This is a genomic window from Achromobacter sp. EG18 (assembly GCF_059759395.1).
Map to the genome: position 1 here is coordinate 4,982,239 of NZ_CM186213.1, position 24,433 is coordinate 5,006,671.

Here is a 24,433-nt window from a genome sequence, read left to right on the forward strand (position 1 = left end):
GGAGATTCCCCTTGAAAGTCGTCCACACCATCCAGGAACTGCGCGACCACCTGCGCGGCCAGAACCGCGTCTCGTTCGTGCCCACCATGGGCAACCTGCACGAAGGCCACCTGGCGCTGATGAAGCTGGCGCGCCAGCACGGCGATCCGGTGGTCGCCAGCATCTTCGTGAACCGCCTGCAGTTCGGGCCGAACGAGGATTTCGACCAATACCCGCGCACCCTGGCCGCCGACATCGAGAAGCTCGAGCGCGAGCGCGACGTCTACGTGCTGTTCGCGCCCAACGAACGCGAGATGTACCCCGAGCCGCAGAATTACCGCGTGCAGCCGCCGGACGACCTGGGTGACATCCTCGAAGGCGAGTTCCGCCCCGGCTTCTTCGCCGGCGTCAGCACCGTGGTGCTCAAGCTGTTCTCCTGTGTCCAGCCGCGGGTGGCGGTGTTCGGCAAGAAGGACTACCAGCAGCTGATGGTGGTGCGCAACATGTGCCGCCAGTTCCAGTTGCCGGTGGAAGTGCTGGCGCACGAGACCGTGCGCGCCGATGATGGCCTGGCGCTGTCCTCGCGCAACCGCTACCTGAGCGACGCCGAGCGCGCCGAGGCCCCGGCCCTGTATGCCGCGCTGCGGAACGTGGGCCAGCGCCTGGCGGCCGGCGAGCGCGACGCCGCCAAGCTGGAACGCGAGGCCACCCAGCACCTGACCGATCGCGGCTGGAAGGTGGACTATATCGCCCTGCGCCGCCAGCGCGACCTCAAGCGCCCGGAAGCCGCCGACCTGCAGGCCGGCGAGCCGGTGGTGGTGCTGGCCGCCGCCAAGCTGGGCGCGACGCGTCTGATCGACAACCTGGAGCTGTCCTACACGGCCTGAGGCCGCGCCGGGCCGGCTACGCCGTGCCGTGCCGCGCCCGGCCCCCTGGCAAAATTGCCAGCTTACGCCGCCCGCCTCGGCACGGCAGACTCTCTGCAAGTCTTCATTGCAGAACATAGAGTCCCATGCCCGTCCCCCATCCCGATCTCCCTGTCATCCTGGCCACCCTGACGCCGCGCGAGCGCGAGATCGTCGCCTACGTCGCGGCCGGGCAGCCCAACAAGGTCATCGCGATCGACCTGGCCATTTCATTGCGCACCGTCGAAGCCCATCGCGCCCGCATCTTCGCCAAGCTGGGGGTGCGCAACGCCATGCAGCTGGCGTGCCGCCTGTGCGCCTACGCGCGGCAGGGCCTGTCCCCGGTGGCGGGCTGCGGCGCGCCGGGCGAGGGCCAGGCGCCGGCCGGGCCGGCGGCGGAGCCGGCGCGAACCGGCGCGGACTACGCGGTGGCGGCCACGCCGATCGATGTGATCATCTCCGATTGTTCGGCGAGTCTCATAAACAAAGGGTTTTGGAGTAAGTAGGCGCTTACATTCGACTGGAGCATGCGCGGCGTTCCTGCCAACTGAAAAGCACAGGGCCCGGCGGACGGGGTGTCCGGCGGGCCCTGTGGTGGCAGGTCTTCGGTTCAGGCCGGGCGGATCCGGCCTGCCGGGTTCAGGGGCACTGGGGCGCCTTGGCCTTGGCCAGCTCGTCGATGGGATCGAGGTCCGGCTGGCGGGTCAGGTTGTAGTTCAGGTTCGGCGTCTGGCCGGCGACGGAGCGCACGCGCAGCACGTTATTGGCGGCGACGACGAATTCGACCCGCACGTTGCCCTGGCCGTCGAGCAGGATGACGCGGGGCGGGCGTTCGTCGGTGGCGTCCCAGCAACCTTGCTCGACCACCGGCGCGGCCTTCTTGGGGTCGTTTTCCAGGTAGGCCGTGCGACCGCGCCAGCGGCCATTGGGTGCCAGCGTCAGCGTGACGCGCTGCGCCGTGCACTGCATGGCGGGGGAGAAACACGGCAGGGTGCCCATGTAGGTCTGCGGTTGCGGCACCAGACTGTTGGCCGCGGCGCTCTGGGCAGAGGCCGGCGCCACGGGGGCCGGCGCCGCGCCGGAGGAGCCCGAGCCGCTGTCGGCGCCTTCCGGCGCGGCCTGGCCGTCTTCGGTGGTGGCGGCGCCCTGGGCCGCGGCGGCCGCCTGGCTCGGCGTCTTTTTCTGGTCGGGCTTGAGCGCGATCTGCACCTGCGACGGCGCCCGCAGCACCGTGCGGTAGCCGGCGCCGGACCCCTGGTACTGGGCGTCCGTGACCGTGCTTTCGACGGGAGGATCGTAATAGCCTTCGGTGCGCTGCTGGGCACACCCCGCGGCCCCCAGCGCCGTGCCCGCTAGCAGCAGCCCCATGATGCTGAGTTTGCGGGGGCGGGTAAGGATTTCGACGCGCGCGGCCATGGCAGCTGATCCGTAAGTTGAGTCTGTCTCCGATTTTACGCACTTATGCGAAGATTCGATACGATCCCCCCTCACCCAGAAAGGCGTTGCCGGCACTTTATGCACAAATTACGACACGGCCCCGGGCCTCATGCCCGCCGCCCCGGCGTCGAGGCCGGACAACGGCAGCCGAGGGACCGCTTATGACGACCTTGTGGCACGTCTTTCCCGTGCCGCTGGCGCCGTTCGTCGCGCTGGCCGCGCTGGCCGGCCTGTTCGCGGGGGGCTGGCTGACGCGCCTGACCCATCGTCTGCCCCGCATGATGGAGCACGAGTGGCAGGCGCAATGCCAGGAGGCGGCCGGCAAGCCGCGGTCCGCCGCCGCTTACGGCCTGCTGGCGCCGGCGGCCCACTGCCCCGCCTGCCAGGCGCCGGTCACCGGTTGGCGGCGCCTGCCGCTGCTGGGCTGGCTGGCGCTGCGGGGCCGTTGCGCCGCCTGCCACGCGCCGATCGGCTGGCGCTATCCGGCCATCGAGTCGATGACCTGCATCCTGTTCGCCGCCTGCGCCTGGCGCTTCGGCGCCACGCCGATCGCGCTGTGCGCCATGGGCTTGTCGGCGGCGCTGGTGGCGCTGGCCTGGATAGACCTGGAGACGACCCTGCTGCCCGACGCGATCACCCTGCCGCTGGCCTGGGCCGGGCTGCTGGTGAATCTGTTCGACGCGTTCACGCCGTTGTCGATGGCGGTGGTGGGCGCGGTGGCTGGCTACGTGTTCCTGTGGGTTATCTTTCATGCATTCCGCCTGCTGACCGGACGCGAGGGCATGGGCTTTGGCGATTTCAAGCTGCTGGCGGCGCTGGGCGCGTGGTTCGGCGTCGGCGCCTTGCCGATGCTGCTGCTCGCCGCGTCGGTGGCGGGGGTGGTGGTCGGCGGCGCATTGACGCTCAGTGGCCGCGCCAGCCGGGGACAGGCGCTGCCGTTCGGCCCCTATCTGGCGCTGGCGGGCGTGGCCGTGCTGCTGCTGGGCGGGGAGCAGGGCCTGGGATGGTTGCTGCACTGAGCGCGCGAAGCGCCGCCCGGCAGGAGGCGATGCGCGGAACCGGCCGAGGCAGGGCCGCGGAGGGATGAAGACTATGTTCAAGATTGGTTTGACCGGCGGCATCGGCTCCGGCAAGTCGCGCGTGGCCGACATGCTGGGCGAATGGGGCGCGGCGGTCGTCGACACCGACGAGATTGCGCGCGCGCTGACGGCGGCCGGCGGCGCCGCGATGCCGGCCATCGAGCGCGAGTTCGGGCCCGGCGCCCTGACGCCTGCCGGCGCGCTCGACCGCGACTGGATGCGTGAACGCGCCTTTGCCGATCCACGGGTGCGCCAGCGCCTCGAAGCCGTGCTGCACCCGGTCATCGGCCAGGAAACCGAGCGCCAGGCCGAGGCCGCTCACGGGCATTACCTGGTATTCGTGGTGCCGCTGCTGGTGGAGTCGATCGCGCGTTGGCGCGACCGGGTCGACCGCATCTGCGTGGTCGACTGCGATCCGGAAACGCAGGTGGCGCGCGTGCGTTCGCGCAGCGGGCTGACGGACTCAGCCATCCGGCGTATCATGGCGGCACAGGCTGCGCGGGCGAGTCGGCTCGAAGTCGCGGACGACGTCATCGACAATGGCGGCGCGACATCACCCGAACAATTGCGCGCGCAGGCGAAGACCCTGCATGACCGCTGGCTGGCGCTGGCGGCCACGACGGGCCGGCAAGCCCCGGGCTTGGCCGGCACCCCTGAATAATCTCGGCCCGCGGGCCGACCTCCGATGGGCCTGTTTACCAGCGTGATCGTTTTCGAATATCCCTTCAATGAGCGCATTCGCGCTTACCTGCGGCTTGAATACCTGTTCGACAGGTTGTTCTTCTTTGCCCGCGAGGGGGATTCACGGCAGCACCAGGTCGCGGTCAGTTCGCTGTTCGATCTGCTCGACGTGTGCGAACGCACCGACGTGAAAGGCGCGGTGCTGCAGGATCTCGAACGCCAGCGCGTGGCGCTGGTGGGGTTGCGCGATCATCCCGGGGTGGCGCAGGACGCGCTCGAAGGCATGCTGCGCGAACTCGAGAAAGTGGTGGCGGCCCTGGCCGCGCCCGGCAAGACCGGCCAGTCGCTGCGCGAGAACGAATGGCTCACCAGCCTGCGGGGCCGCCTGTCGGTGCCGGGCGGCGCCACCCAGGTCGACATGCCCTCGTACTACGCCTGGCAGCACAAGCCGGAAGCGGCGCGCTGCGCCGACCTGCAGGCCTGGCTGGCGCCCTTCATTGCCCTGCACGACGGCCTGACCCTGGCCCTGCGCCTGTTGCGCGAATCCGGCCGCAAGGCCGACATCGTGGCCGAGCAGGGCGCCTACCAGCAGATGCTGGGCGGCAAGCAATACCAGCTGCTGCGCGTCTGGATCGACCCCGACCAGGGCGTGTTCCCTGAGATCAGCGCCAACAAGTACATGATCTGGATCCGCTTTTCGACCCAGGACGGCGAGTTCAAGCCCCAGCAGGTGGCCCGCAGCATCCCGTTCCAGATGACCCTCTGCAACTCCTGACCCTGACGCAATGCCAGGGGGGGCGATACCGCCCCGATTCCTGTTGCGGCCTATTTCAGCGGCAACGGACAATGACGGAAATGTCGGCCGTCTAGGTCACAATACGGCTTTCTCCGTCAGTGCCGGAACCGTTTCCCATGTCCGATAGCCGCCCCGTTTCGTCGCCTTCCCGCTGGACCCGCCGCAGAATCATCGGGCTGGCGGTGCTTTTGCTGGTGGCGGCCGGCATCGCCTGGTGGGCGCTGCGGCCCGCGACCGCGCCAGGCAATGCCGGCGGCGGACGCCCGGGCGCGGGCGGGCGGCCCAACATGGCCGCGGCGATGGCCAATATGGCGGTGCCGGTGCGGGTGGCCAGCGCCGTCACGCAGGACATCGACATCTATCTCAAGTCGCTCGGCACCGTCACCGCCTACAACACCGTCACGGTGCGCAGCCGCGTCAGCGGCGAACTGGTGGACGTGCCGTTCCAGGAAGGGCAGCGGGTCAAGGCCGGCGACCTGCTTGCCCAGGTCGACCCGCGCGCCTTCCAGGTGGCGCTGGACCAGGCCCGCGGCACCCAGATGCAGAACCTGGCGCTGCTGGAAAACGCGCGCCGCGACCTGCAACGCTACCAGGCCCTGTTCAAGCAGGACTCGATCGCCAAGCAGCAGGTCGACACCCAGGCCGCGCTGGTGCGGCAATACGAAGGCACCATCAAGAGCGACCAGGCCAATGTCGACAATGCCCGCCTGCAGCTGGACTACGCCCGCATCACCGCGCCGATCAGCGGCCGCCTCGGCCTGCGCCAGGTCGACCGCGGCAACCTGGTGTCCAGTTCGGACACCAACGGCCTGGTGGTGATCACGCAGACCCAGCCGATCTCGGTGGTGTTCACGCTGCCCGAGACGCAATTGCCCGAAGTGCGCGCCGAACTGGCCCAGGGCCGCACCCTGGCGGTGGAGGCCTATGACCGCGCCGACACTCGCCGCATCGCGTCCGGCACGCTGGAGACGCTGGACAACCAGATCGACGTCACCACCGGCACCCTCAAGCTCAAGGCCAGGTTCGACAACCAGGACGACGCCCTGTTTCCCAACCAGTTCGTCAACGTGCGCCTGCACGTCCTGACGCGCAAGGGCGTGACCGCGATCCCGACGGCGGCGGTGCAGCAGGGTTCGGCCGGGGCCTTCGTGTTCCTGGTGCAGCCGGACGATACCGTGCAGGTCAGGCAGGTCAAGCTGGGCGCCATCAACAATGGCATGGTGGCCGTCAACGAAGGCCTGCAGCCGGGCGACCGCGTCGTCACCGAGGGCACCGACCGCCTGCGCGCCGGCGCCAAGGTCGAGGTCGTGGGAGGGGGCGAGGTGATCCCCGCCGCCAAGGACAAGTCGCTGGGCGGGGGCGCGCCGGCGGGCACCACGCCCGCCACGCGCTGATCGAGGGGCCGCCCCGTGAGCCCGTCGCGCCTGTTCATCCTGCGGCCCGTGGCCACCACGCTGTCGATGGTGGCCATCCTGATCGCGGGCTTCATCGCTTACCGCATGCTGCCGGTGTCGGCGCTGCCCGAAGTCGACTACCCCACCATCCAGGTGACCACGCTGTATCCGGGCGCCAGCCCGGACGTGATGACGTCGCTGGTGACCTCGCCGCTGGAACGGCAGTTCGGCCAGATGCCGGGCCTGAACCAGATGTCGTCGACCAGTTCGGGCGGCGCCTCGGTCATCACCATGCAGTTCAACCTGACGCTGCCGCTGGACGTGGCCGAGCAGCAGGTGCAGGCCGCCATCAACGCGGCATCCAACCTGCTGCCCAGCGACCTGCCGGTGCCGCCGATCTACAACAAGGTCAATCCGGCCGACGCGGCGGTGCTGACGCTGGCCATCACCTCGCCCACCATGCCCTTGCCGCAGGTGCGCGATCTGGTCGATACGCGGGTGGCGCAGAAGCTGTCGCAGATTCCGGGCGTGGGCCTGGTGAGCGTGGCGGGCGGGCAGCGCCCGGCCGTGCGGGTGCAGGTCAATCCGCAGGCGCTGGCGGCCAATGGCCTGGGGCTGACCGACCTGCGCGCCGCCGTGGTGGGCGCCAACGTCAATCAGCCCAAGGGCAACCTGGACGGGCCGCTGCGCTCGACCACCATCAACGCCAATGACCAGCTCAAGTCGCCGACCGACTACAACGACCTGATCATCGCCTACAAGAACAACGCGCCGCTGCGCCTGTCGGACGTGGCGCGCGCGGTCGAGGGCGCCGAGGACACGCGCCAGGCCGCCTGGGCCGGCGACAAGCCGGCCATCCTGCTGAACATCCAGCGCCAGCCCGGCGCCAACGTCATCGACGTGGTCAACCGCATCCAGGCGCTGCTGCCGCAGCTGCGCGCCGCGCTGCCGGCCACGCTGGACGTGACGGTGGTGTCGGACCGCACCCAGACCATCCGCGATTCGGTGGCCGACGTGCAGTTCGAGATGCTGCTGGCCGTGGCACTGGTGGTGATGGTGACCTTCGTGTTCCTGCGCAGCCTGACCGCGACGCTGATCCCCAGCGTGGTGGTGCCGCTGTCGCTGGTGGGCACCTTCGGCATCATGTACCTGGCCGGCTTCTCCATCAACAACCTGACGCTGATGGCGCTGACCATCGCCACCGGCTTCGTGGTGGACGACGCCATCGTCATGATCGAGAACATCGCCCGCCACATCGAAGAGGGCGAGACGCCGCTGCAGGCCGCGCTCAAGGGCGCGCAGCAGATCGGCTTCACGCTGATCTCGCTGACCTTCTCGCTGATCGCGGTGCTGATCCCGCTGCTGTTCATGACCGAGGTGGTGGGGCGGCTGTTCCGCGAATTCGCCATCACGCTGGCGGTGTCCATCCTGATTTCGCTGGTGGTGTCGCTGACGCTGACGCCGATGATGTGCGCGCGCCTGCTGCGCGCCGAATCCGAGCAGAAGCACGGGCGCTTTCACCAGGTCACCGGCGCCTTCATCGACCGCACCATCGCCGCCTACGACCGCATGCTGCAGAAGGTGCTGCGCCACCAGCCGCTGACGTTGCTGGTGGCCCTGGCCACTTTCGCGCTGACGGTGCTGTTGTACATCCTGGTTCCCAAGGGCTTTTTCCCGCAGCAGGATACCGGGCTGATCCAGGCCATCACGCAGGCGCCGCAGTCCATTTCGTTCACCGCCATGGCCGAGCGCCAGCAGGTGGCGGCGCGGCTGGCGCTGGAGGATCCGGACGTGCAGGCGGTGTCGTCCTTCATCGGCGTGGACGGCAGCAACGCCACCCTCAGCGCCGGCCGCATGCAGATCGCGCTCAAGCCGCAGGCCGAGCGCAACGGCGACCTGCGCACGGTCATGGCGCGGCTGCAGCAAGCCTTCGGCAAGCAGGACGGCCTGACCGTCTACATGCAGCCGGTGCAGGACCTGACCATCGAGGACCGCGTCAGCCGCACGCAGTACCAGATGACGCTGTCCAACCCGGACCTGAAGGTGCTGAGCGAATGGACGCCCAAGCTGATCGACCGGCTGCGCCAGGTGCCGGGCCTGAAGGACGTGACCGATGACCTGCAGGACGACGGCCTGCAGACCTGGGTCGAGATCGACCGCGACGCCGCCTCGCGCCTGGGCATCACCGCCTCCGTGGTGGACGAGGCGCTGTACGACGCTTTCGGCCAGCGCCTGATTTCGACCATCTTCACCCAGTCGAACCAGTACCGCGTGGTGCTGGAGGTGCAGCCGCAGTTCCAGATGAACCCGGCCGCGCTGGGGCAGATCCACGTGCCGACCTCGACCGGCGCCCAGGTGCCGCTGTCGTCCATCGCCCGCATCACCGAGGGCAAGACGGTGCTGGCGGTGAACCGGCTGGACCAGTTCCCGATGGTGACGGTGTCGTTCAACCTGGCGCCGGGCGCGTCGCTGTCGGCCGCGGTCGAGGCAATCACCGCGGCCGAGGCCGAGATCGGCATGCCGGCCAGCGTCGAAACGCGCTTCCAGGGGGCGGCGCTGGCGTTCCAGAACTCGCTGTCGAGCACGCTGTGGCTGATCCTGGCGGCCATCGTCACCATGTACATCGTGCTGGGCGTGCTGTACGAAAGCTACATCCACCCGATCACCATCCTGTCGACGCTGCCGTCGGCCGGGGTGGGGGCGCTGCTGGCGCTGCTGATCAGCGGCACCGAGCTGGACATGATCGGCATCATCGGCATCATCCTGCTGATCGGCATCGTCAAGAAGAACGCCATCATGATGATCGACTTCGCGCTCGACGCCGAGCGCAAGCGCGGCCTGTCGCCGCGCGCGGCGATCCATGAGGCGGCGCTGCTGCGCTTCCGGCCGATCCTGATGACCACGCTGGCGGCGTTGTTCGGCGCGCTGCCGCTGATGCTGTCCACGGGCACCGGCGCCGAGCTGCGCCAGCCGCTGGGCCTGGTGATGGTGGGCGGCCTGCTGCTGAGCCAGGTGCTGACGCTGTTCACCACGCCCGTGATCTACCTGATGTTCGACCGCATGTCGCGGCGCTGGCGCGGCATGCGCGAGGCGCGCGCCGGGAGCGCGCCGTGATCCTGTCGGCGCCCTTCATCGTCCGGCCGGTGGCGACCACGCTGTTGTCGCTGGCGGTCGTGCTGGCGGGCATGCTGTCGTTCTTCCTGTTGCCGGTGGCGCCGCTGCCGCAGATGGACATTCCCACCATCTCGGTGTCGGCCAGCCTGCCGGGCGCCAGCCCCGAGACCATGGCGTCCAGCGTCGCCACGCCGCTGGAGCGTTCGCTGGGCAGCATCGCCGGCGTGACCGAGATGACCTCCAGCAGCTCGCAGGGCTCGACCCGCGTGACGCTGCAGTTCGACCTGTCGCGCGACATCAACGGCGCCGCGCGCGACGTGCAGGCGGCCATCAACGCCGCCCGCTCGCTGCTGCCCACCAGCCTGCGCAGCAATCCCACGTACCACAAGTCCAATCCGTCGGACGCGCCCATCATGACGCTGGCGATGACGTCCGATACGCTCAGCCAGGGCCAGATGTACGACCTGGCCTCGACCATCGTGGCGCAGAAACTGTCGCAGGTGGACGGGGTCGGCGAGGTCACGGTGGGCGGCAGTTCGCTGCCGGCGGTGCGCGTGACCGTGCTGCCGGGCGCGCTGGCCAATCGCGGCGTGTCGCTGGACGAGGTGCGCACGGCGCTGGCCAATGCCAACGCCAACCGGCCCAAGGGGGTGCTGGAGAATGACCAGTACCACTGGCAGATCATGGTCAACGACCAGCTCAGCCGCGCCGAACAATACCGGCCGCTGATCGTGGCCTGGCGCGACGGCGCGCCGGTGCGGGTGTCGGACGTGGCCAAGGTCGAGGACTCCGTCGAGGACCTGTTCCAGACCGGTTTCTACAACCAGCGCAACGCGATCCTGATGATCGTGCGGCGCCAGGCCGACGCCAACATCATCGAGACCGTGGACGCGGTGCGCGCGCAACTGCCGACGCTGCTGGCGCTGATGCCGGCCGACGTGCAGCTGACCGTGGCGCAGGACCGCACCCCCAGCATCCGCGCCTCGCTGCACGAGGCCGAGCTGACGCTGATCATCGCGGTGGGCCTGGTGGTGCTGGTGGTGTTGCTGTTCCTGCGGCGCTGGCGCGCGGCCATCATTCCCAGCGTCGCGGTGCCGGTGTCGCTGATCGGCACCTTCTGCATCATGTATCTGTGCGGGTTCACGCTCAACACCATTTCGCTGATGGCGCTGATCGTGGCCACCGGCTTCGTGGTGGACGACGCCATCGTGGTGCTCGAGAACATCATGCGCCACGTCGAGAACGGCATGTCGCCGATGCGGGCGGCGCTGCGCGGCTCGCGCGAGGTGGGCTTCACGGTGCTGTCGATGAGCCTGTCGCTGGTGGCGGTATTCATCCCGATCCTGCTGATGGGCGGGGTGGCGGGACGGCTGTTCCGGGAATTCGCGGTGACGCTGTCGGCCTCCATCATGGTGTCGCTGGTGGTGTCGCTGACGCTGACGCCGATGATGTGCGCGCGCCTGCTCAAGGCCGAGCCCAAGGAACCGAAGCCGCCCGGCCGCCTGGCGCGCTGGGCGGAACGCGGCTTCGACTGGATGCAGGACGGCTACCGCCGCAGCCTGGCGTGGGCGCTGGCCCATGGCCGGCTGATGATGCTGGTGCTGGCGGCGGCGGTCGGCCTGAACGTGTACCTGTACACCGTCGTGCCCAAGGGCTTCTTCCCGCAGCAGGACACCGGCCAGCTGCTGGGCTTTTTCCGGGTGGACCAGGGCACCTCGTTCCAGGCCACGGTGCCCAAGCTGGAAGCGCTGCGCAAGGTGGTGCTGGCCGATCCGGCGGTGCAGAGCATGACCGGCTACGCGGGCGGGCGCGGCGGCAGCAACAGCAGCTTCATGCAGATCCAGCTCAAGCCGCTGGGGGAACGCAAGGTATCGGCCGACCAGGTCATCAACCGGCTGCGGGCGCGATTGCAGAACATGCCGGGCGCGCGCATGTTCCTGGTGGCGCAGCAGGACATCCGGGTCGGCGGCCGCCAGAGCCAGGGTTCCTATGACTACACGCTGATGTCCGGCGACCTGCAATTGCTGCGTTCGTGGATGCCCAAGGTGCAGCAGGCCATGGCGAAGGTACCCGAGATCACCGACGTCGATACCGACGTCGAGGACAAGGGCCGCGAAATCAACCTGGTGATCGATCGCGACGCCGCCACGCGGCTGGGCGTGAGCATGGCCACCATTTCCACGGTGCTGAACAATTCCTTCAGCCAGCGCCAGGTGTCGGTGATGTACGGACCGCTGAACCAGTACCACGTGGTGTTGGGGGTGGACCAGAGGTTCGCGCAGGACATCGAGTCGCTCAAGCAGGTCGAGGTCATCACCTCGACCGGCGCGCGGGTGCCGATGGCGGCCTTCGCCCGCTTCGAGAACGCCAACGCGCCGCTGAGCGTGCAGCATCAGGGCCTGTTCGTGGCCGACACGGTGTCGTTCAGCCTGGCGCCGGGCGTGTCGCTGGGCCAGGCCACCGCCGCCATCGACGCCGCGGTGGCGCGCATCGGCCTGCCGTCGGATCAGATCCAGGCCGGCTTCCAGGGCACGGCGGCGGTGCTGCAGCAGACGCTGGCGCAGCAGCCCTGGCTGATCCTGGCGGCGCTGGTCACCATGTATATCGTGCTGGGCATCCTGTACGAGAGCTTCGTGCATCCGCTGACGATCCTGTCGACGCTGCCGTCGGCCGGGCTGGGCGCGCTGCTGGCCCTGCTGCTGGTGCGCACCGATTTCACGCTGATCGCGCTGATCGGGGTGTTCCTGCTGATCGGCATCGTCAAGAAAAACGCCATCATGATGGTGGACTTCGCGCTGGAGGCCGAGCGCAACCAGCACATGGCGCCGCGCGAAGCCATCTTCCAGGCCTGCCTGACACGGTTCCGCCCCATCATGATGACCACCATGGCCGCCATATTCGGCGCCTTGCCGCTGGTGCTGGCCACCGGCGCCGGCGTCGAGATGCGCCAGCCGCTGGGCATCACCATCGTGGGCGGGCTGGTGCTGAGCCAGATTCTCACGCTGTACACCACGCCCGTGGTCTATCTTTACCTTGACCGCTTCCGCCTCTGGGCCGCGCGCGGGCGCGCCCGGCGCGGCGGGGCCGCTTCGATAGAACAACCATGATCCGCAACGCCAAGCTTTTCCCCTACGCATTCCTGCCGCGCGCCGGCCTGACGCTGGCGCTGTGCGCGGCGCTGGCCGCCTGCGCCGTCGGCCCCGACTACCAGCGCCCGGCGCTGGACGTGGGCGCGGCCTACAAGGAAGGACAGGTCGAGGTGCCAGGCTGGAAGCGGGCCGAACCGCGCGACGACGTCGACCGCGGACAATGGTGGCGCGTCTACGACGACGCCACGCTCAACGGACTGGTGGACAACCTGAATGCGTCCAACCAGACCATCGCCCAGGCCGAGGCCAACTACCGGCAGGCGTTGGGGCTGGTGCGTGGCGCGCGCGCCGGGTTCTTCCCCACGGTGGGCGCGGGCGCCGGCCTGACGCGCTCGGGCAGCGGCGGCAACGGTTCGTCGTCCTCGTCGGCCGGCGGCGGCAATGTGTCCAACCAGTACTCGCTGACCGGCAACGTCAGTTGGGAACTGGATGTGTGGGGGCGGGTACGCCGCAGCGTCGAGTCTTCCGAGGCCAGCGCCGCGGCCAGCCTGGCTGATCTGGCCGCCACGCGCCTGAGCGCGCAGGCCGCCCTGGTGCAGGCCTATCTGCAATTGCGCGTGCTGGATGAGCAGAAGCGCCTGCTGGACGCCACCGTGGCGGCCTACGAGAAGTCGCTGCAGCTGACGCAGAACCGCTACAACGTTGGCGTGGCGGGGCAGTCGGACGTGGCGGTGGCGCGCACCCAGGTCGAAAGCACGCGCGCGCAGTCGATCGACCTGGACTGGCAGCGCGGCCAGTACGAACATGCCATCGCGGTGCTGATGGGACAGGCGCCGTCGCGCTTCAGCCTGCCGCCGGCGCCGTTCTCGCTGCAACTGCCGCAGATTCCGGTGGGCCTGCCGTCCGAGCTGCTGGAGCGCCGTCCCGACGTGGCTGCCGCCGAGCGCCGCGCCGCCGCCGCCAATGCGCAGATCGGCGTGGCGCAGGCGGCCTGGTTCCCCAGCCTGACCCTGTCCGCCGACGGGGGCTTTCGCAACGGCCAGTTCGCCGAACTGCTGACCGCGCCGGCGCGCTTCTGGTCGCTGGGGCCGGCGCTGGCGTTGACGATTTTCGATGGCGGCGCGCGCCAGGCGCAGGTCGAGCAGGCGCGCGCATCCTACGATGCGCAGGCGGCCGCTTACCGGCAGGCGGCGCTGACAGGATTGCGCGAGGTCGAGGACTATCTGATCCAGCTGCGGGTGATGGAAAACGAACAGACGGTACAGCGCCGCGCATTGGAATCGGCGCGCGAATCGCTGCGGCTGATGCAGAACCAGTACAAGGCCGGGCTGGTCGATTACCTGAGCGTGGCGGTGGTCGACGCCACCGCGCTCAGCAATGAGCGCAGCGCGCTCAGCCTGTACGGCAACCGCCTGATTGCCAGCGTCAACCTGATCGTCGCGCTGGGCGGAGGCTGGCAGGGGCTGGCGCCGGCGCAGGGCGGCGCCGCGGCCGGCGGCCAGGCCGCTGGCGCGCCGATGGCCGGCGATCGGCCGGGCGCGGGCCAGAGCGTGGCGCCGGCCGGCGCGCAGCCGGCCAGCCAACCTTAGTAGGGATAACGCCCGACTCCTCCTTCTCCCGATTGACAAGCCGGGGCCCCGGGTTCCTAATGCGGAAAAAGTGACCGTGTGGTCACGTCGGGCGTCAGCCCACGATGCGACATCCCGCCCATGGCGAGGCCGGCCGCGTCGAACCGCGAAGTACCGATGCACCCGATTCCGTTTGATCAATCGAACACTTCACACGAAGGGGAAAGAGGATGGGCAGGTTGTTTCGTGCAGGGACCGGCGCCGCCGCGGCGTGCGCCGGCGTGATCGCGATGGCGGCAGGCATGGCCGCGCCGGCGGCCGCGGCAACGTGGCCGCAGCGGCCCATTACGCTGATCGTGCCGTTCCCGCCCGGCGGCACCACCGATATCTTCGCGCGCACCATCGCCGAGCACATGCGGCCGGCGCTGGGCCAGTCCATCGTGGTCGAGAACAAGCCGGGCGCCGCCGGCAACCTGGGCGTGGCCGCCGCGGCCCGCGCCCAGCCGGACGGCTACACCATCGTGCTGGGTTCGGTCGGCACCCAGAGCGTCAACCAGTTCCTCTACAGCAACATCGGCTTCAATCCCGCCACCGACCTGGTGCCGCTGGGCATGATCGCGTCCACGCCCAACGTGATGGCGGTCGCGGCCGGCTCGCCGTGGCGCACGTTGCAGGATGTCATGGCCGCGGTGAAGAAAGACCCGGGCAAGTATTCCTACGCCTCGCCGGGCATCGGTTCGTCGGTGCACCTGACGGGCGCCTACTTCGAATCGATGGCGGGTCTGCAGATGCTGCACGTGCCGTTCAAGGGCTCGTCGGCGGCGATCCCCGCGGTGATCGGCGGCCAGGTCGACATCCTGATGGACAACCTGCCCAGCTCGATGGCCGCGCTCAAGGCCGGTGACCGCCTGCGGGGCATCGCGGTCACGTCGGCCGAGCGCAGCCCCGCCGCGCCCGCCCTGCCCACCATGGCCGAAGCCGGCCTGCCCGGTTTCGAAGTCACCGCATGGTCGGGCCTGTATGCGCCGCGCGGCACGCCGGCGCCGGTGGTCGACAAGCTGATCGCGGCGATGAAGCAGGCGCTGCAATCGCCGGCCCTGAAGCAGTCGCTGGCGCAAGGCGGCGCCACCCCGGGCAACCTGTTCGGCGCGGATCTGGCGGCCTTCGAGGTGAAGGAGCGTGACAAGTGGGGCAAGCTGATCCAGAGCCGCGGCATCAAGGCGGACTGAGGCGGCCAGGCCGGCCGCGATCTTCCGCAAGCGCCGGCCTGAAGCGCCGGCGGTGCGAGGCCGGGACGGGCCTTCAGGCGGCCAGCGCGAATGCCGCCGGATCGACGGCGGGGCGGCGCCCGCGCATCAGGTCCACCAGCATCCGAGCGCTGCCCGCTGCCAGCGTGAAACCCAGGCCGCCATGCCCGGCGTTCAGCCACAGATTGCGCCACGGCGTGGCGCCGATCAGCGGTTTGCCATCGGGACGCGCGGGGCGCAGGCCGGCCCAGGGCTGCGGCGCGCCAGCGGGATTCAGGCGCGGGAAGAAGCGCGCCACGTCCGCCTCCAGGCTGTCGGTGCGCAGCCGGTCGATGGCCGCATCGGCGGCGCCGATATCGACCATGCCCGCGACCCGCAGCCGCTGCCCCAGCCGCGCATAGACGACCTTGCGGCCGATATCGCTGATGCTCGACATCGGCGCGACGCTGTCGGCCGTCAGGGTGTAGGTCAGGCTGTAGCCCTTGAGCGGATAGATGCGCAGGTCCAGTCCGATGCGGCGCGCCAGCGCCTGGGCGCCGATGCCGCCGGCCAGCACGTAGTTGTCGGCCCGCAGCTCGCCCCGCGGCGTGTCCAGCGCGACGATGCGGCCGTTCTCGCCGCGCAGCGCCGTGACCGGCGTGTCGAAGTGAAAGTCCACCGGGCCGGGCGTGGCGCGCAGCAGCCGCTCCAGTTCCGTGCACAGGCGCAGGCAGTCGCCGGCATCCTCGGTCGGCGTGTAGATGGCGCCGGCGATGCTGGCGCCGATGTCGGCCAGCGCCGGTTCCAGGTCCAGGCAGGCCTGGCGGTCCAGCGCGCGCTGCTCGCAACCGAGCGTGGCCTGGTAGTCCATCTGCGCCAGCGCGCGGCCATAGGCGGCGGCGTCCTGGTACACCAGCAGCTTGCCGCGCGAACTGAAATCGAAATCGGGCCGCTCGCGGCCGACCAGCTCGTGCACGCACTGACGGCTGTAGAGGCCCAGCGCCAGCAGTTCGCGCGTGGTGGCGCGGCTCTTGCCGCGGGTGCAGGCGCGCAGGAAGTCCAGGCACCAGCGCCATTGCGCCGGATCCAGCCGCGGCCGCCAGCGCAGCGGCGTGTCGCGCCCCAGCAGCCAGGCCGGCAGCTTGGGCAGCACGGCGGGGTCGGCCAGCGGCGCGACGAAGCTGTAGCTGAGCTGGGCGCCGTTGGCCCGGCTGGTGGCCAGGCCCGGGCCCGGGCTGGCGTCGACCACGCTGACCCGATGGCCTTCGCGATGCAGGTAGTAGGCGGTGGCCATGCCGACCACGCCCGCGCCGATGACGATTGTGTGCATGATGCTCCGGAAAAGGGGCGGCGTGCGCCGACGACGCCGGATGGCGGGGTTCAGGCAGCCCAGGCGGGCGTCTCGAAACCGGGCGCGGCGCGTTCCGCGCCGCGCAGCAGGCGGCCGGGCCGGGCGCCGGTGGGCGCGCCGCCTTCTTCCACCAATTGGCCGTTGACCAGCACCGCCTGGATGCCGGCGGACGGTTGCAGCGGTTCGGCGAAGGTGGCCAGGTCGGCCACCACGGCCGGGTCGAACACCACCACGTCGGCATAACAGCCGGCGCGCAGCACGCCGCGGTCGCGCAGGCCGAACTGGGCCGCCGTCAGGCTGGTCATGCGGCGGATCGCCTCTTCCATGCCCAGCACCCGCATCTCGCGCACGTAGCGCCCCAACACCCGCGAGAACGCGCCCCACAGGCGCGGATGCGGCCGCTGGTCGTGGGGCAGGCCGTCGGAACCGATCATCACGCTGCCATGGCCGATGACGCGCTTGACGTCGTCCTCGTCCATCGAGAAGTAGATGGCGCCGCCGGGCGACAGTTCCTCGGCCAGGCGCTGCGGATCCTTGCCCTCGCGCGCCGCCAGTTCGCGCAGGTCCACGCCCTGGATCTCGGGCCGCGTCTGCGACCAGGTGACGATGATCTTTTCGCCGGCCGGCACGCGGCGCGGCTCCAGGATGGTGGACGAGGCGGCGTAGGGGTAGACGTCCATGCCCAGCGGCTGGTCGGCGCGGGCGCGATCGAACAGCGCCAGCGTTTCGGCGGTGCGGCCGTGGTTGTGCTTGCCGGTGACCTTGTGGTGCGACAGGATCGCCGGCACGTCGGCGGCGCGGCCGATCAGGAAGGCTTCTTCCATGGCGTCGCAGACGTGGTCGGCCTCGTCGCGCAGGTGGGTGGTGTACAGGCCCTGCCAGGACGACAGCGGCTCGGCCACCCCGATCACCTCCTCGGTGCTGGCGTGCATCGCGGTGGGGTAGTACAGGCCGGTGGACAGGCCCGCCGCGCCGGCGGCCATGGCCTGGTCCAGCGCATGGCGCATGGCGGCGATCTCGCGCTTGTCGGCGGGCCGGTCCAGGCGCTCCATGGCCGACACCCGCAGGCTGGAATGGCCCACCAGCGCCAGGCTGTTGACCGCCGCCGGGCTGGCGTCGAGGGCAGCGGCGTAGTCCTGCATGCGGGCGTACAGTTCGCCGGTGTGCTGCGCCAGCAGGTTCAATGGCGGCGGCACCGTATCGCCGGGCGCGTGCACCGGCGCCAGGCTGATGCCGCAGTTGCCGGTGACCACGGTGGTGACGCCCTGGCTGACCTTGGGCCGCATCAGCGGCGAGCCGAGCAGGGCGCGGTCATCGTGGGTGTGGCAGTCGATGAAGCCCGGCGCCACCACCCGGCCGCTCGCGTCGATGCGGCGCCGCGCCAGCCAGCCCGAGCCGTCGCCGATGGCGGCGATGCGTTCGCCGTTGATCGCCACGTCGGCGCGGCGCGCGGGGCCGCCCAGGCCGTCGGCGATCAGGCCGCCGCTGATGATGAGGTCGTATTCCTGCGGGTCGGGTTGCGCGGGCATGGGCGTGTCAGGTCTCGGTGTCGGCGGGCGGCCGGGGTTTCTTGCGGCGCGCTTCCAGGTTGGCCAGGGATTCTTGGTTGAGCGAGTCGGGAAAACCGTGCTTGACCAGGTGTTCGAGCGCGCCATTGATGCGGTCCCAGCCTTCCTGCGTGCGCAGCGGCACGCCCAGGAAGTGGCTTTCAGTCTTGGCGCGCAGCATCAGGTACAGCACGCCCGCCAGCATCACGCTGACCACGGCGGGCGCGTCCATGTCGTCGGTCAGGCCGTCGACGCGGTCGATGAAGCCGCGCGCGGCGCGTTCGCGGCGTTCGGCCAGCGGCGCGGACACCTCGTTGCGTTCGATCAGTTCCCAGCGCCGCACCTCGCGCAGCGTCTCGTTGCCGGCCAGCGCGTCGATCTGCGCGCGCAGCATCGACAGCACCAGTTCGCCGGGGCTGCGCTGGCTGGATTCGTCGGCCGCCAGCAGACCCGGGTTGCGGGTCCAGAAATCCTGTTCCTGCATCCAGGCCAGCATCAGGCCGGGCATGCCGTCGAAATAGCGGTAGATCAGTTCCTTGCTGACGCCGGCGCGCTTGGCGATGGCGTTGATGCCCACGCCGCCCATGCCGGTTTCCTTGATCTGGTCTTCCAGGGCCTGCAGTATCTGGCGCTCGGTATTCTCACGTCGGGACATTGGCCGGTTCCTTCATGATGAGGAGGGAGCGGGCGGGGTCCGGCAGACCGGACACCCGACCGTCGGCCATGTCCACAACCAGTTCGCTGACGGTATGGCCGATATGCCTGCCATCTTGCCAGACTTCGCTGCCCAGGTAGACGGCATTGGCGCGCCGCCGCGTCGCCGGCAGCGACGGATCGGCCTGTTCGATGCCGGTGACGCGCAAGCGGTCGTCCACCAGCACCCGGTCGCGCGGGCCGGCTCTGATGGCCACGGGCGCGCGCAGGCTCAGCGCGCGGTAGGCGCCGACGCCGCCGGTCAGCAGGTGCCAGGCCAGATCGGCCATGGCCTCGGCCAGGGGCGGGCAGGGGAAGATCGAATTGTGCAGGACCGCCAGCCGGCAGGCGCCGTCGTCGCGCCAGGCCTGTCCCTGGTCGGGCCGGCGCGCCACGCGGGCGGTGTTGCCCCAGGCCAGTTGGCCCGACGCGGACAGCGCGATCAGGCCGGCGTCGACTTCCGGGTGGGCCCGCAGCGTTTCGGCCACGGCGACCCCCGCGGCCTCGCCCGCCGCCAGGCGCCGCAGCACGGCCTGGTTCAGCGGCACGCCGTCGGCGCCGGGGCGGTTGGGCAGGCGGTGGCCGGTCACCAGGCCGACGCCGTCGGCGCCGGGCAGGAACTGCGCCAGCGGTTCGGGGCGGTCGGGGCCGCTTTCGATCAGGGCGGCATGGCGCGCCCGCAGCCAATCCGGCGGCAGGTCCAGCGCGGTCACGCCGCCGCGCTGGACGGTCGCGTGCCGCGCGCGGCCCTGCTCGTCCAGCACCGCGAACACGGCGAAGCCGCCGATGGCGCCGTGCCCCAGCAGCTCGGCGCCCAGGGCGGCGGCGCGTACCGCCGCGCCGGCGTTCGGTCCGTAAGCCGCGATGCCGATGGTCATGCCTGGTTCCTAGTCCGTGTTGCTCGTCACGGGATCGACGATGTTCAGGTTGGTGATGAAGCGCTGGAACAGCATGGCCAGCGCCAGCGGCGGCAGGGCGGCCAGCATGCTGGCGGCGGCGAACAGCCCCAGGTCGGCGCGAAAGCCCGGCATCAGCGGCGACAGGCCCAGCAGCGCCGCCGACAGCGTCTGCGCCGAGGTGCCGCCGGTCAGCACGATGGCGAACAGCAGGTCGTTCCAGCCCACCAGGAAGGCGATGATGAAGGCCGCCGCGATGCCCGGCAGCGCCATCGGCAGCGTCACGTGCCGCAGCATCTGCCAGCGGGTGCAGCCGTCCATGCGCGCGGCCCGTTCGATCTCGACCGGCAGCGAGGCGAAATAGCCCATCAGCACCCACGACAGCAGCGGGATCACGGCGGTCAGGTAGACGATCCACAGCCCGAGCAGGCTGCCGGCCAGGCCGATGGCGGCGAAGAACACGTAGTAAGGAATCAGCAGCGCGATCGGCGGCAGTGTGCGCGAGGCCAGCAGCACGTACAGCAGCGGTCCCTTGAACGGAAACTCGAAGCGCCCCAGCACGTAGCCGGCCAGCGTGGCGATGGCGGTGCCGGCGGCCGCGGCCGGCAGCGCCACCAGCGCGCTGTTGACGAAGCCGGCCATGATGGCGCGGGTCTGGCCGCCGAAGATCGAATCGGAACTGGACAGGCCCAGCACCCGCAGGTAGTTCTCGAAGGTGTAGCCGCCCGCATGGTGCGCCACGCCCATGATGATGGCCGACTCGTCCATGAACGAGGCCTTCAGCGTCCAGTACAGCGGGAACAGGCACCAGAACGCCACCAGGGCCACGCCCGCGCCCACCAGCCAGGGACGCCAGCCTTCGCCGGCCACGCGGGCCGCGTCATTGCGCATGGTTGCCTCCTTGCGGGCGCTTCTTGCGGATCAGCATGAAGTAGGCGGTGGCCAGCAGCAGCGACAGCACCGTCAGCAGGAACGCGGCGGCCGAGGCCAGGCCGTACTTCGAGAACTCGAAGTTGTAGCGGAAGATCAGCAGCGGCAGGATCTGCGTCGACGTGCCGGGCCCGCCGCGCGTCAGCGAGAACAGCAGGTCGAACTGGCGCACGGCCTCCACCGTCATCACCACCAGCACGATCAGCGTGGTGTGCTTCAGGTGCGGCAGCGTGATGTGGCGAAAGCGCGCCAGCGGACCGGCGCCGTCCACCCGCGCGGCGCGGTACAGGTCGCGCGGAATGGTCTGCAGCGCCGCCAGGTAGAAGAAGCTGCCCAGCGGCGCGACGTGCCAGACGAAGGCCAGCGCCACCCAGAACAGGGCCCAGTCGCTGCTCAGCCACACCGTCCCCGGCCCGGCCAGCCCGAGCGGCGCCAGCAGTCCCGTGAGCGCGCCGAAGCTGGGGTTGAGCAGGAACGAGAACACCGTCGCCGTCACCACCTGCGACATGGCCCACGGCAGCAATGCCAGGCCGCGCACCAGGCCGCGCAGCGGCATGTCCTCGTTCAGCACCAGGGCGATGCCCAGCGCCGCCACGAACGAGCCGGCCACGCACATCGCCACGAAGCCCAGGCTGCGCCAGATGGCGTCGGTGACGGCGCTGTCGGACAGCACCTCGGCATACAGGTCGGCGCCCACGAACTCCTGGGTCCGCAGGATCGCGTTGGTGTCGTGCAGGCTGAGCCAGAACGAATAGCCCAGTGGGACGCCGATGATGAGGGTGTTGAGCGCGTATACCGCGATGATCACCGTCATCGCGAAACCCAGGTCCGACATCTCCTTGCCGCCGCGCGCGGGCAGCGGCAGGGACGCGCGTGGCAGGCTGGCGGCGCTCATGCGCGCGGCTCCTCGCCGCCATGGACCCGCAGGCCGGCGGCGTCGAACAGGTACAGGCGGGCGGCCGGCAGCGCCAGCGCGATCGGCGCGCCGACTTCGTAGCGCCGTTCCGGCGACAGCCGGGCGCGCAGGCGCGGGCCGTCCTCGCCGGCGGTGATGACGTCGACGAACTGGTCCGATCCGACCGGTTCCACCGCCCACACCTGGCCTTGCAGCAGCAGGCCGTCGCCGGCCAGCGGCGCCGGCGCCATGGCCTCGGGGCGGATGCCGATCGCCGCCTGGCTGCCCGCCGGCAGCCGGCGCGCGGCGGCCGCCAGCGCGGCGGGCAGCGGATAGGCGCCGCCCGTGGTGCGCAGCGCCGGCGCGCCGTCTTGCGCTTCCAGCGTGCCGCGCAGGAAGTTCATGCCGGGGTTGCCGATGAAGTCCGCCACTTCCATGGTCGCGGGGCGACGGTAGATGGTGTCCGGATCGGCGAACTGCAGCAGGTTGCCGCCCGACATGACGGCGATGCGGTCCGCCAGCGTCATGGCCTCGACCTGGTCGTGGGTGACGTAGATGAAGGTCGCGTTCAGGCTGCGATGCAGGCGCTTGAGCTCGACCCGCATGTCGGTGCGCAGCTTGGCGTCCAGGCTGGACAGCGGCTCGTCGAACAGGAACAGGTCGGGGTCGCGCACCACCGCGCGGCCGATGGCCACGCGCTGGCGCTGCCCGCCCGACAGCTGGTAGGGCTTGCGGTCCAGCATCGATTCCACCCGCAGCAGCGCGGCCGCCCGCTCGACCTTGCCGCGCACTTCGGCGGCCGGCAGCTTCTGCATGCGCAGCGGAAAGCCGATGTTCTCGCGCACCGTCATGTGCGGATACAGCGCGATGCTCTGGAACACCATGGCCACGTTGCGCCGGTGCGGCGGCACCTGGTCCACGCGCCGGTCGTCGATGCGGATCTGGCCGCCGGTGGGCGTGTCCAGGCCGGCGATCATGTTCAGCGTGGTGGTCTTGCCGCAGCCAGATGGCCCCAGCAGCACCACGAACTCGCCGTCGCGGATGTCCAGGTCGAGCGAGCGCACCGCCTGGAAGTGGGTGTATGACTTCTCGATGCCTTGCAGGGAGACGCTGGCCATGTCATCAGCTCCGCTTGAGGATCTTGGCGTACTTCTTGTACAGGCCGTCCCAGCGCGCGCGCAGCTCGGTGGCCACTTGCGCGGGCGTGCGGGTGCCCTTGATCAGCATGTCCTGCGCGATCATCTCATGCATGCCGGTATCCCATTCCTGGTACCAGGGGGCCTTCAGGATATTGGCGGCCACGGCCTTCTCGCGCCCCTCGAACAGCCATTGGTAGACCTGCTCCCGATGCGCCGGGTACATCCATTTCATGATGGCGGCGCGGCTTTCGGGATCGCGGTAAAGCTCGGGAAAGGGCACTTCCAGGTTGGCCTTGGCGATCCAGTTCTTGTGCGTGGTCAGTTGCCCGGCGCGGTCGCGGTAGCCGAAGTACTTCACCAGTTCCCACAGCGCGGCCTGCTCGGCGTCGCCGCGCTTGCGCGTCGACATGCACAACAGCGCATGCCCCACCAGCACGGTGTCGTGGGTGGCGCCCGGCACCACCGGGTTGTAGCTGGAGTATTCGGCGATCTGGCTCTTGGCGGGATCGTTGTAGTTGAAGCTGTAGTAATCGATGTTCAGGTGGAAGGCGTGCTGGCCCTTCATCCAGGAGCTGGAGGTCTCGGTGCCCGACCACGTCAGCACGGCGCGCTGCACCAGTTCATCGTCCCACCAGCGCTTCCAGTCGCTCAGCACCTTGGTCAGCGGCGTGTCGGGTCCGAAGGTCGCGCGCAGCTCGCCGTCGACGAAGCGCTCGCCCTCGGCGAAGCATTGCGCGATCAGGGCCCATGGCAGGCCGGTCCAGGCGTTGTACCAGGGCATCAGCATCGGGTGCTGCGCCAACCCTTTTTGCTTGATTTCGCGCGCCTGCTTTTCGACCGTGGCCCAGTCCCGCGGGTAGTCGGCGGCGTTGGCGGTGCCGCCGTAGCCCGCCTCGCCCAGCATCTTCTCGTTGCGGAACAGCGCGTAGGGGCCGCCGTTGTAATAGGTCAGGCCGAGGTAGCGGCCGTCGGTGGCCTTGGCGTCCTCGACGATGCCGGGGAACATCTGCTTCTGGATGTCCGCCAGCCCGGGCATGTCGTCGATCGGGCGGATCCAGCCGGCCGCGTACCAGCGCGAGGCCTGGCCGCGCTGCGCATAGAACATGTCCAGCGGCGCCTTTGCGGCCAGTTGGGTTTCCAGCACGGCGGCGTAGTCGCCGGGAATCGGCGACAGATTCACCGGCACGCCGCTTTCCTGCGTGAAGCGGGCGGCGCCCTGTTGCACGATCTCGCTGCCCCAGGGCCAGAAGGCGAAGGTCAGCGGCGAGGCGGCCTGTGCCAGCGCCCGCAGGGGCCAACCGCCGGCCGCCAGCCCGGCCGCGCCGGCCAGGCCCGCGGCGCCGCGCAGGATGAAGTCGCGACGCTGGGCGTCGGCCGGAACCGGGTTGGGGCGGCCATCGGGATGGAGGGGCTGGGGCATGCTGGACTTCCTTGTGGTGGGATCGACGACAAAGAAACGGTGCAGCAAAAGCGATGAAGCGGGATGGCGGCGCGATGGCGCCAGCGAGCGGGCGTCGGGATGTTGAACCCGTTGCTCCGCCTCGCGTTCGACGAGCTGGCCATCCGAAGTGACCATGTGGTCACATCAGTAGCGAAGATAGGACCTGGCCACCTTTCGCGGCAAGGGGGGAGTTTCCCTAGGACGTAAAAAACCGGCGCGGCGCGCCGGTCATGGGCAGGGCGGCGGACCGGCGATCCTGCCTGCGCCGTCCGC

The 24,433-nt window shown here is 69.9% G+C and carries 19 protein-coding genes; 10 read left to right on the forward strand and 9 right to left on the reverse strand.

All coding sequences use genetic code 11. The annotated features are described in order from the left end of the window. Positions 1-11: 11 nt before the first annotated feature. Entirely contained in the window at positions 12-866 is an 855-nt protein-coding gene (gene panC / locus AC6CR5_RS22950; RefSeq protein WP_026383624.1) for a pantoate--beta-alanine ligase, read from the forward strand. A 125-nt stretch (positions 867-991) separates the two neighbouring features. Next, entirely contained in the window at positions 992-1,390 is a 399-nt protein-coding gene (locus AC6CR5_RS22955; protein ID WP_020925333.1) for a response regulator transcription factor, read from the forward strand. Positions 1,391-1,523: 133 nt separating this feature from the next. Here the strand turns inward: AC6CR5_RS22955 and AC6CR5_RS22960 are convergent, their stop codons facing one another. Continuing rightward, complete coding sequence (locus AC6CR5_RS22960) at positions 1,524-2,300, reverse strand: copper resistance protein NlpE N-terminal domain-containing protein (RefSeq protein ID WP_026383626.1); 777 nt, start codon at positions 2,298-2,300, stop codon at positions 1,524-1,526. A gap of 182 nt (positions 2,301-2,482) precedes the next feature. Here AC6CR5_RS22960 and AC6CR5_RS22965 point away from each other — a divergent pair, with 182 nt between their 5' ends. From AC6CR5_RS22965 to AC6CR5_RS23000, 8 genes are all read left to right on the forward strand, one after another. Beyond that, positions 2,483-3,340: a prepilin peptidase gene (locus tag AC6CR5_RS22965; protein ID WP_020925331.1), complete on the forward strand. Its 858-nt coding sequence runs from the start codon at positions 2,483-2,485 to the stop codon at positions 3,338-3,340. A 73-nt stretch (positions 3,341-3,413) separates the two neighbouring features. Next, complete coding sequence (gene coaE / locus AC6CR5_RS22970; protein WP_006386940.1) at positions 3,414-4,061, forward strand: dephospho-CoA kinase; 648 nt, start codon at positions 3,414-3,416, stop codon at positions 4,059-4,061. Positions 4,062-4,103: 42 nt separating this feature from the next. After that, positions 4,104-4,856: a cell division protein ZapD gene (gene zapD / locus AC6CR5_RS22975; RefSeq protein ID WP_026383627.1), complete on the forward strand. Its 753-nt coding sequence runs from the start codon at positions 4,104-4,106 to the stop codon at positions 4,854-4,856. A gap of 137 nt (positions 4,857-4,993) precedes the next feature. Then, positions 4,994-6,271, forward strand: a complete 1,278-nt coding sequence (locus AC6CR5_RS22980; RefSeq protein WP_035200201.1) for an MdtA/MuxA family multidrug efflux RND transporter periplasmic adaptor subunit — start codon at positions 4,994-4,996, stop codon at positions 6,269-6,271. A gap of 15 nt (positions 6,272-6,286) precedes the next feature. After that, on the forward strand, positions 6,287-9,385 hold the full coding sequence (locus tag AC6CR5_RS22985; RefSeq protein ID WP_498084991.1) for an MdtB/MuxB family multidrug efflux RND transporter permease subunit: 3,099 nt from the start codon (positions 6,287-6,289) through the stop codon (positions 9,383-9,385). Then, positions 9,382-12,492, forward strand: a complete 3,111-nt coding sequence (locus AC6CR5_RS22990) for a multidrug efflux RND transporter permease subunit (RefSeq protein ID WP_498084992.1) — start codon at positions 9,382-9,384, stop codon at positions 12,490-12,492. Before AC6CR5_RS22985 ends, AC6CR5_RS22990 begins: the two co-directional genes overlap by 4 nt. After that, positions 12,489-14,063 (forward strand): efflux transporter outer membrane subunit, encoded by a 1,575-nt coding sequence (locus AC6CR5_RS22995; RefSeq protein ID WP_024067635.1) that lies wholly within the window; start codon positions 12,489-12,491, stop codon positions 14,061-14,063. Before AC6CR5_RS22990 ends, AC6CR5_RS22995 begins: the two co-directional genes overlap by 4 nt. 209 nt (positions 14,064-14,272) lie before the next feature. Further along, on the forward strand, positions 14,273-15,271 hold the full coding sequence (locus tag AC6CR5_RS23000) for a Bug family tripartite tricarboxylate transporter substrate binding protein (RefSeq protein ID WP_024067636.1): 999 nt from the start codon (positions 14,273-14,275) through the stop codon (positions 15,269-15,271). 73 nt (positions 15,272-15,344) lie between these two features. Here AC6CR5_RS23000 and AC6CR5_RS23005 read toward each other — a convergent pair whose 3' ends face one another. From AC6CR5_RS23005 to AC6CR5_RS23040, 8 genes are read right to left on the reverse strand one after another with little or no spacing between them, the layout of a single operon-like run. Further along, on the reverse strand, positions 15,345-16,598 hold the full coding sequence (locus AC6CR5_RS23005; protein WP_024067637.1) for a D-amino acid dehydrogenase: 1,254 nt from the start codon (positions 16,596-16,598) through the stop codon (positions 15,345-15,347). A gap of 50 nt (positions 16,599-16,648) precedes the next feature. Beyond that, the gene (locus AC6CR5_RS23010) at positions 16,649-18,148 is read right to left on the reverse strand and encodes an N-acyl-D-amino-acid deacylase family protein (RefSeq protein WP_498084993.1); all 1,500 of its coding nucleotides are present in this window, start codon (positions 18,146-18,148) and stop codon (positions 16,649-16,651) included. A 7-nt stretch (positions 18,149-18,155) separates the two neighbouring features. Next, a complete protein-coding gene (locus AC6CR5_RS23015) occupies positions 18,156-18,821 on the reverse strand; it encodes a TetR/AcrR family transcriptional regulator (protein WP_024067639.1) in 666 nt (221 codons plus the stop codon). Further along, the gene (locus AC6CR5_RS23020) at positions 18,808-19,737 is read right to left on the reverse strand and encodes a DUF6963 family protein (RefSeq protein ID WP_498084994.1); all 930 of its coding nucleotides are present in this window, start codon (positions 19,735-19,737) and stop codon (positions 18,808-18,810) included. The genes AC6CR5_RS23015 and AC6CR5_RS23020 overlap by 14 nt, the downstream gene beginning before the upstream one ends. 9 nt (positions 19,738-19,746) lie before the next feature. Beyond that, positions 19,747-20,646 carry a carbohydrate ABC transporter permease gene (locus tag AC6CR5_RS23025; RefSeq protein WP_054473506.1) on the reverse strand — a complete coding sequence of 300 codons (900 nt, stop codon included), beginning with the start codon at positions 20,644-20,646 and terminating at the stop codon, positions 19,747-19,749. Next, a complete protein-coding gene (locus AC6CR5_RS23030) occupies positions 20,636-21,580 on the reverse strand; it encodes a carbohydrate ABC transporter permease (protein WP_462794013.1) in 945 nt (314 codons plus the stop codon). The genes AC6CR5_RS23025 and AC6CR5_RS23030 overlap by 11 nt, the downstream gene beginning before the upstream one ends. Next, positions 21,577-22,698, reverse strand: coding sequence for an ABC transporter ATP-binding protein (locus tag AC6CR5_RS23035; protein WP_173010723.1), 1,122 nt, complete (start codon positions 22,696-22,698; stop codon positions 21,577-21,579). Before AC6CR5_RS23035 ends, AC6CR5_RS23030 begins: the two co-directional genes overlap by 4 nt. 4 nt (positions 22,699-22,702) lie before the next feature. Further along, complete coding sequence (locus AC6CR5_RS23040; protein ID WP_054473513.1) at positions 22,703-24,139, reverse strand: ABC transporter substrate-binding protein; 1,437 nt, start codon at positions 24,137-24,139, stop codon at positions 22,703-22,705. Positions 24,140-24,433 lie beyond the last annotated feature (294 nt).

Excerpts from the sequence above, each read along its gene's own strand:
- AC6CR5_RS22960 (WP_026383626.1), bottom strand. The coding sequence starts at position 2,300 with ATGGCCGCGCGCGTCGAAATCCTTACCCGCCCCCGCAAACTCAGCATC.
- AC6CR5_RS22995 (WP_024067635.1), top strand. The coding sequence starts at position 12,489 with ATGATCCGCAACGCCAAGCTTTTCCCCTACGCATTCCTGCCGCGCGCC.
- AC6CR5_RS23035 (WP_173010723.1), bottom strand. The coding sequence starts at position 22,698 with ATGGCCAGCGTCTCCCTGCAAGGCATCGAGAAGTCATACACCCACTTC.
- AC6CR5_RS22965 (WP_020925331.1), top strand. The coding sequence starts at position 2,483 with ATGACGACCTTGTGGCACGTCTTTCCCGTGCCGCTGGCGCCGTTCGTC.
- AC6CR5_RS22980 (WP_035200201.1), top strand. The coding sequence starts at position 4,994 with ATGTCCGATAGCCGCCCCGTTTCGTCGCCTTCCCGCTGGACCCGCCGC.
- AC6CR5_RS23030 (WP_462794013.1), bottom strand. The coding sequence starts at position 21,580 with ATGAGCGCCGCCAGCCTGCCACGCGCGTCCCTGCCGCTGCCCGCGCGC.
- AC6CR5_RS23010 (WP_498084993.1), bottom strand. The coding sequence starts at position 18,148 with ATGCCCGCGCAACCCGACCCGCAGGAATACGACCTCATCATCAGCGGC.
- AC6CR5_RS23025 (WP_054473506.1), bottom strand. The coding sequence starts at position 20,646 with ATGCGCAATGACGCGGCCCGCGTGGCCGGCGAAGGCTGGCGTCCCTGG.
- coaE (WP_006386940.1), top strand. The coding sequence starts at position 3,414 with ATGTTCAAGATTGGTTTGACCGGCGGCATCGGCTCCGGCAAGTCGCGC.
- AC6CR5_RS23020 (WP_498084994.1), bottom strand. The coding sequence starts at position 19,737 with ATGACCATCGGCATCGCGGCTTACGGACCGAACGCCGGCGCGGCGGTA.
- AC6CR5_RS23005 (WP_024067637.1), bottom strand. The coding sequence starts at position 16,598 with ATGCACACAATCGTCATCGGCGCGGGCGTGGTCGGCATGGCCACCGCC.
- AC6CR5_RS22955 (WP_020925333.1), top strand. The coding sequence starts at position 992 with ATGCCCGTCCCCCATCCCGATCTCCCTGTCATCCTGGCCACCCTGACG.
- AC6CR5_RS23015 (WP_024067639.1), bottom strand. The coding sequence starts at position 18,821 with ATGTCCCGACGTGAGAATACCGAGCGCCAGATACTGCAGGCCCTGGAA.
- AC6CR5_RS23000 (WP_024067636.1), top strand. The coding sequence starts at position 14,273 with ATGGGCAGGTTGTTTCGTGCAGGGACCGGCGCCGCCGCGGCGTGCGCC.
- AC6CR5_RS23040 (WP_054473513.1), bottom strand. The coding sequence starts at position 24,139 with ATGCCCCAGCCCCTCCATCCCGATGGCCGCCCCAACCCGGTTCCGGCC.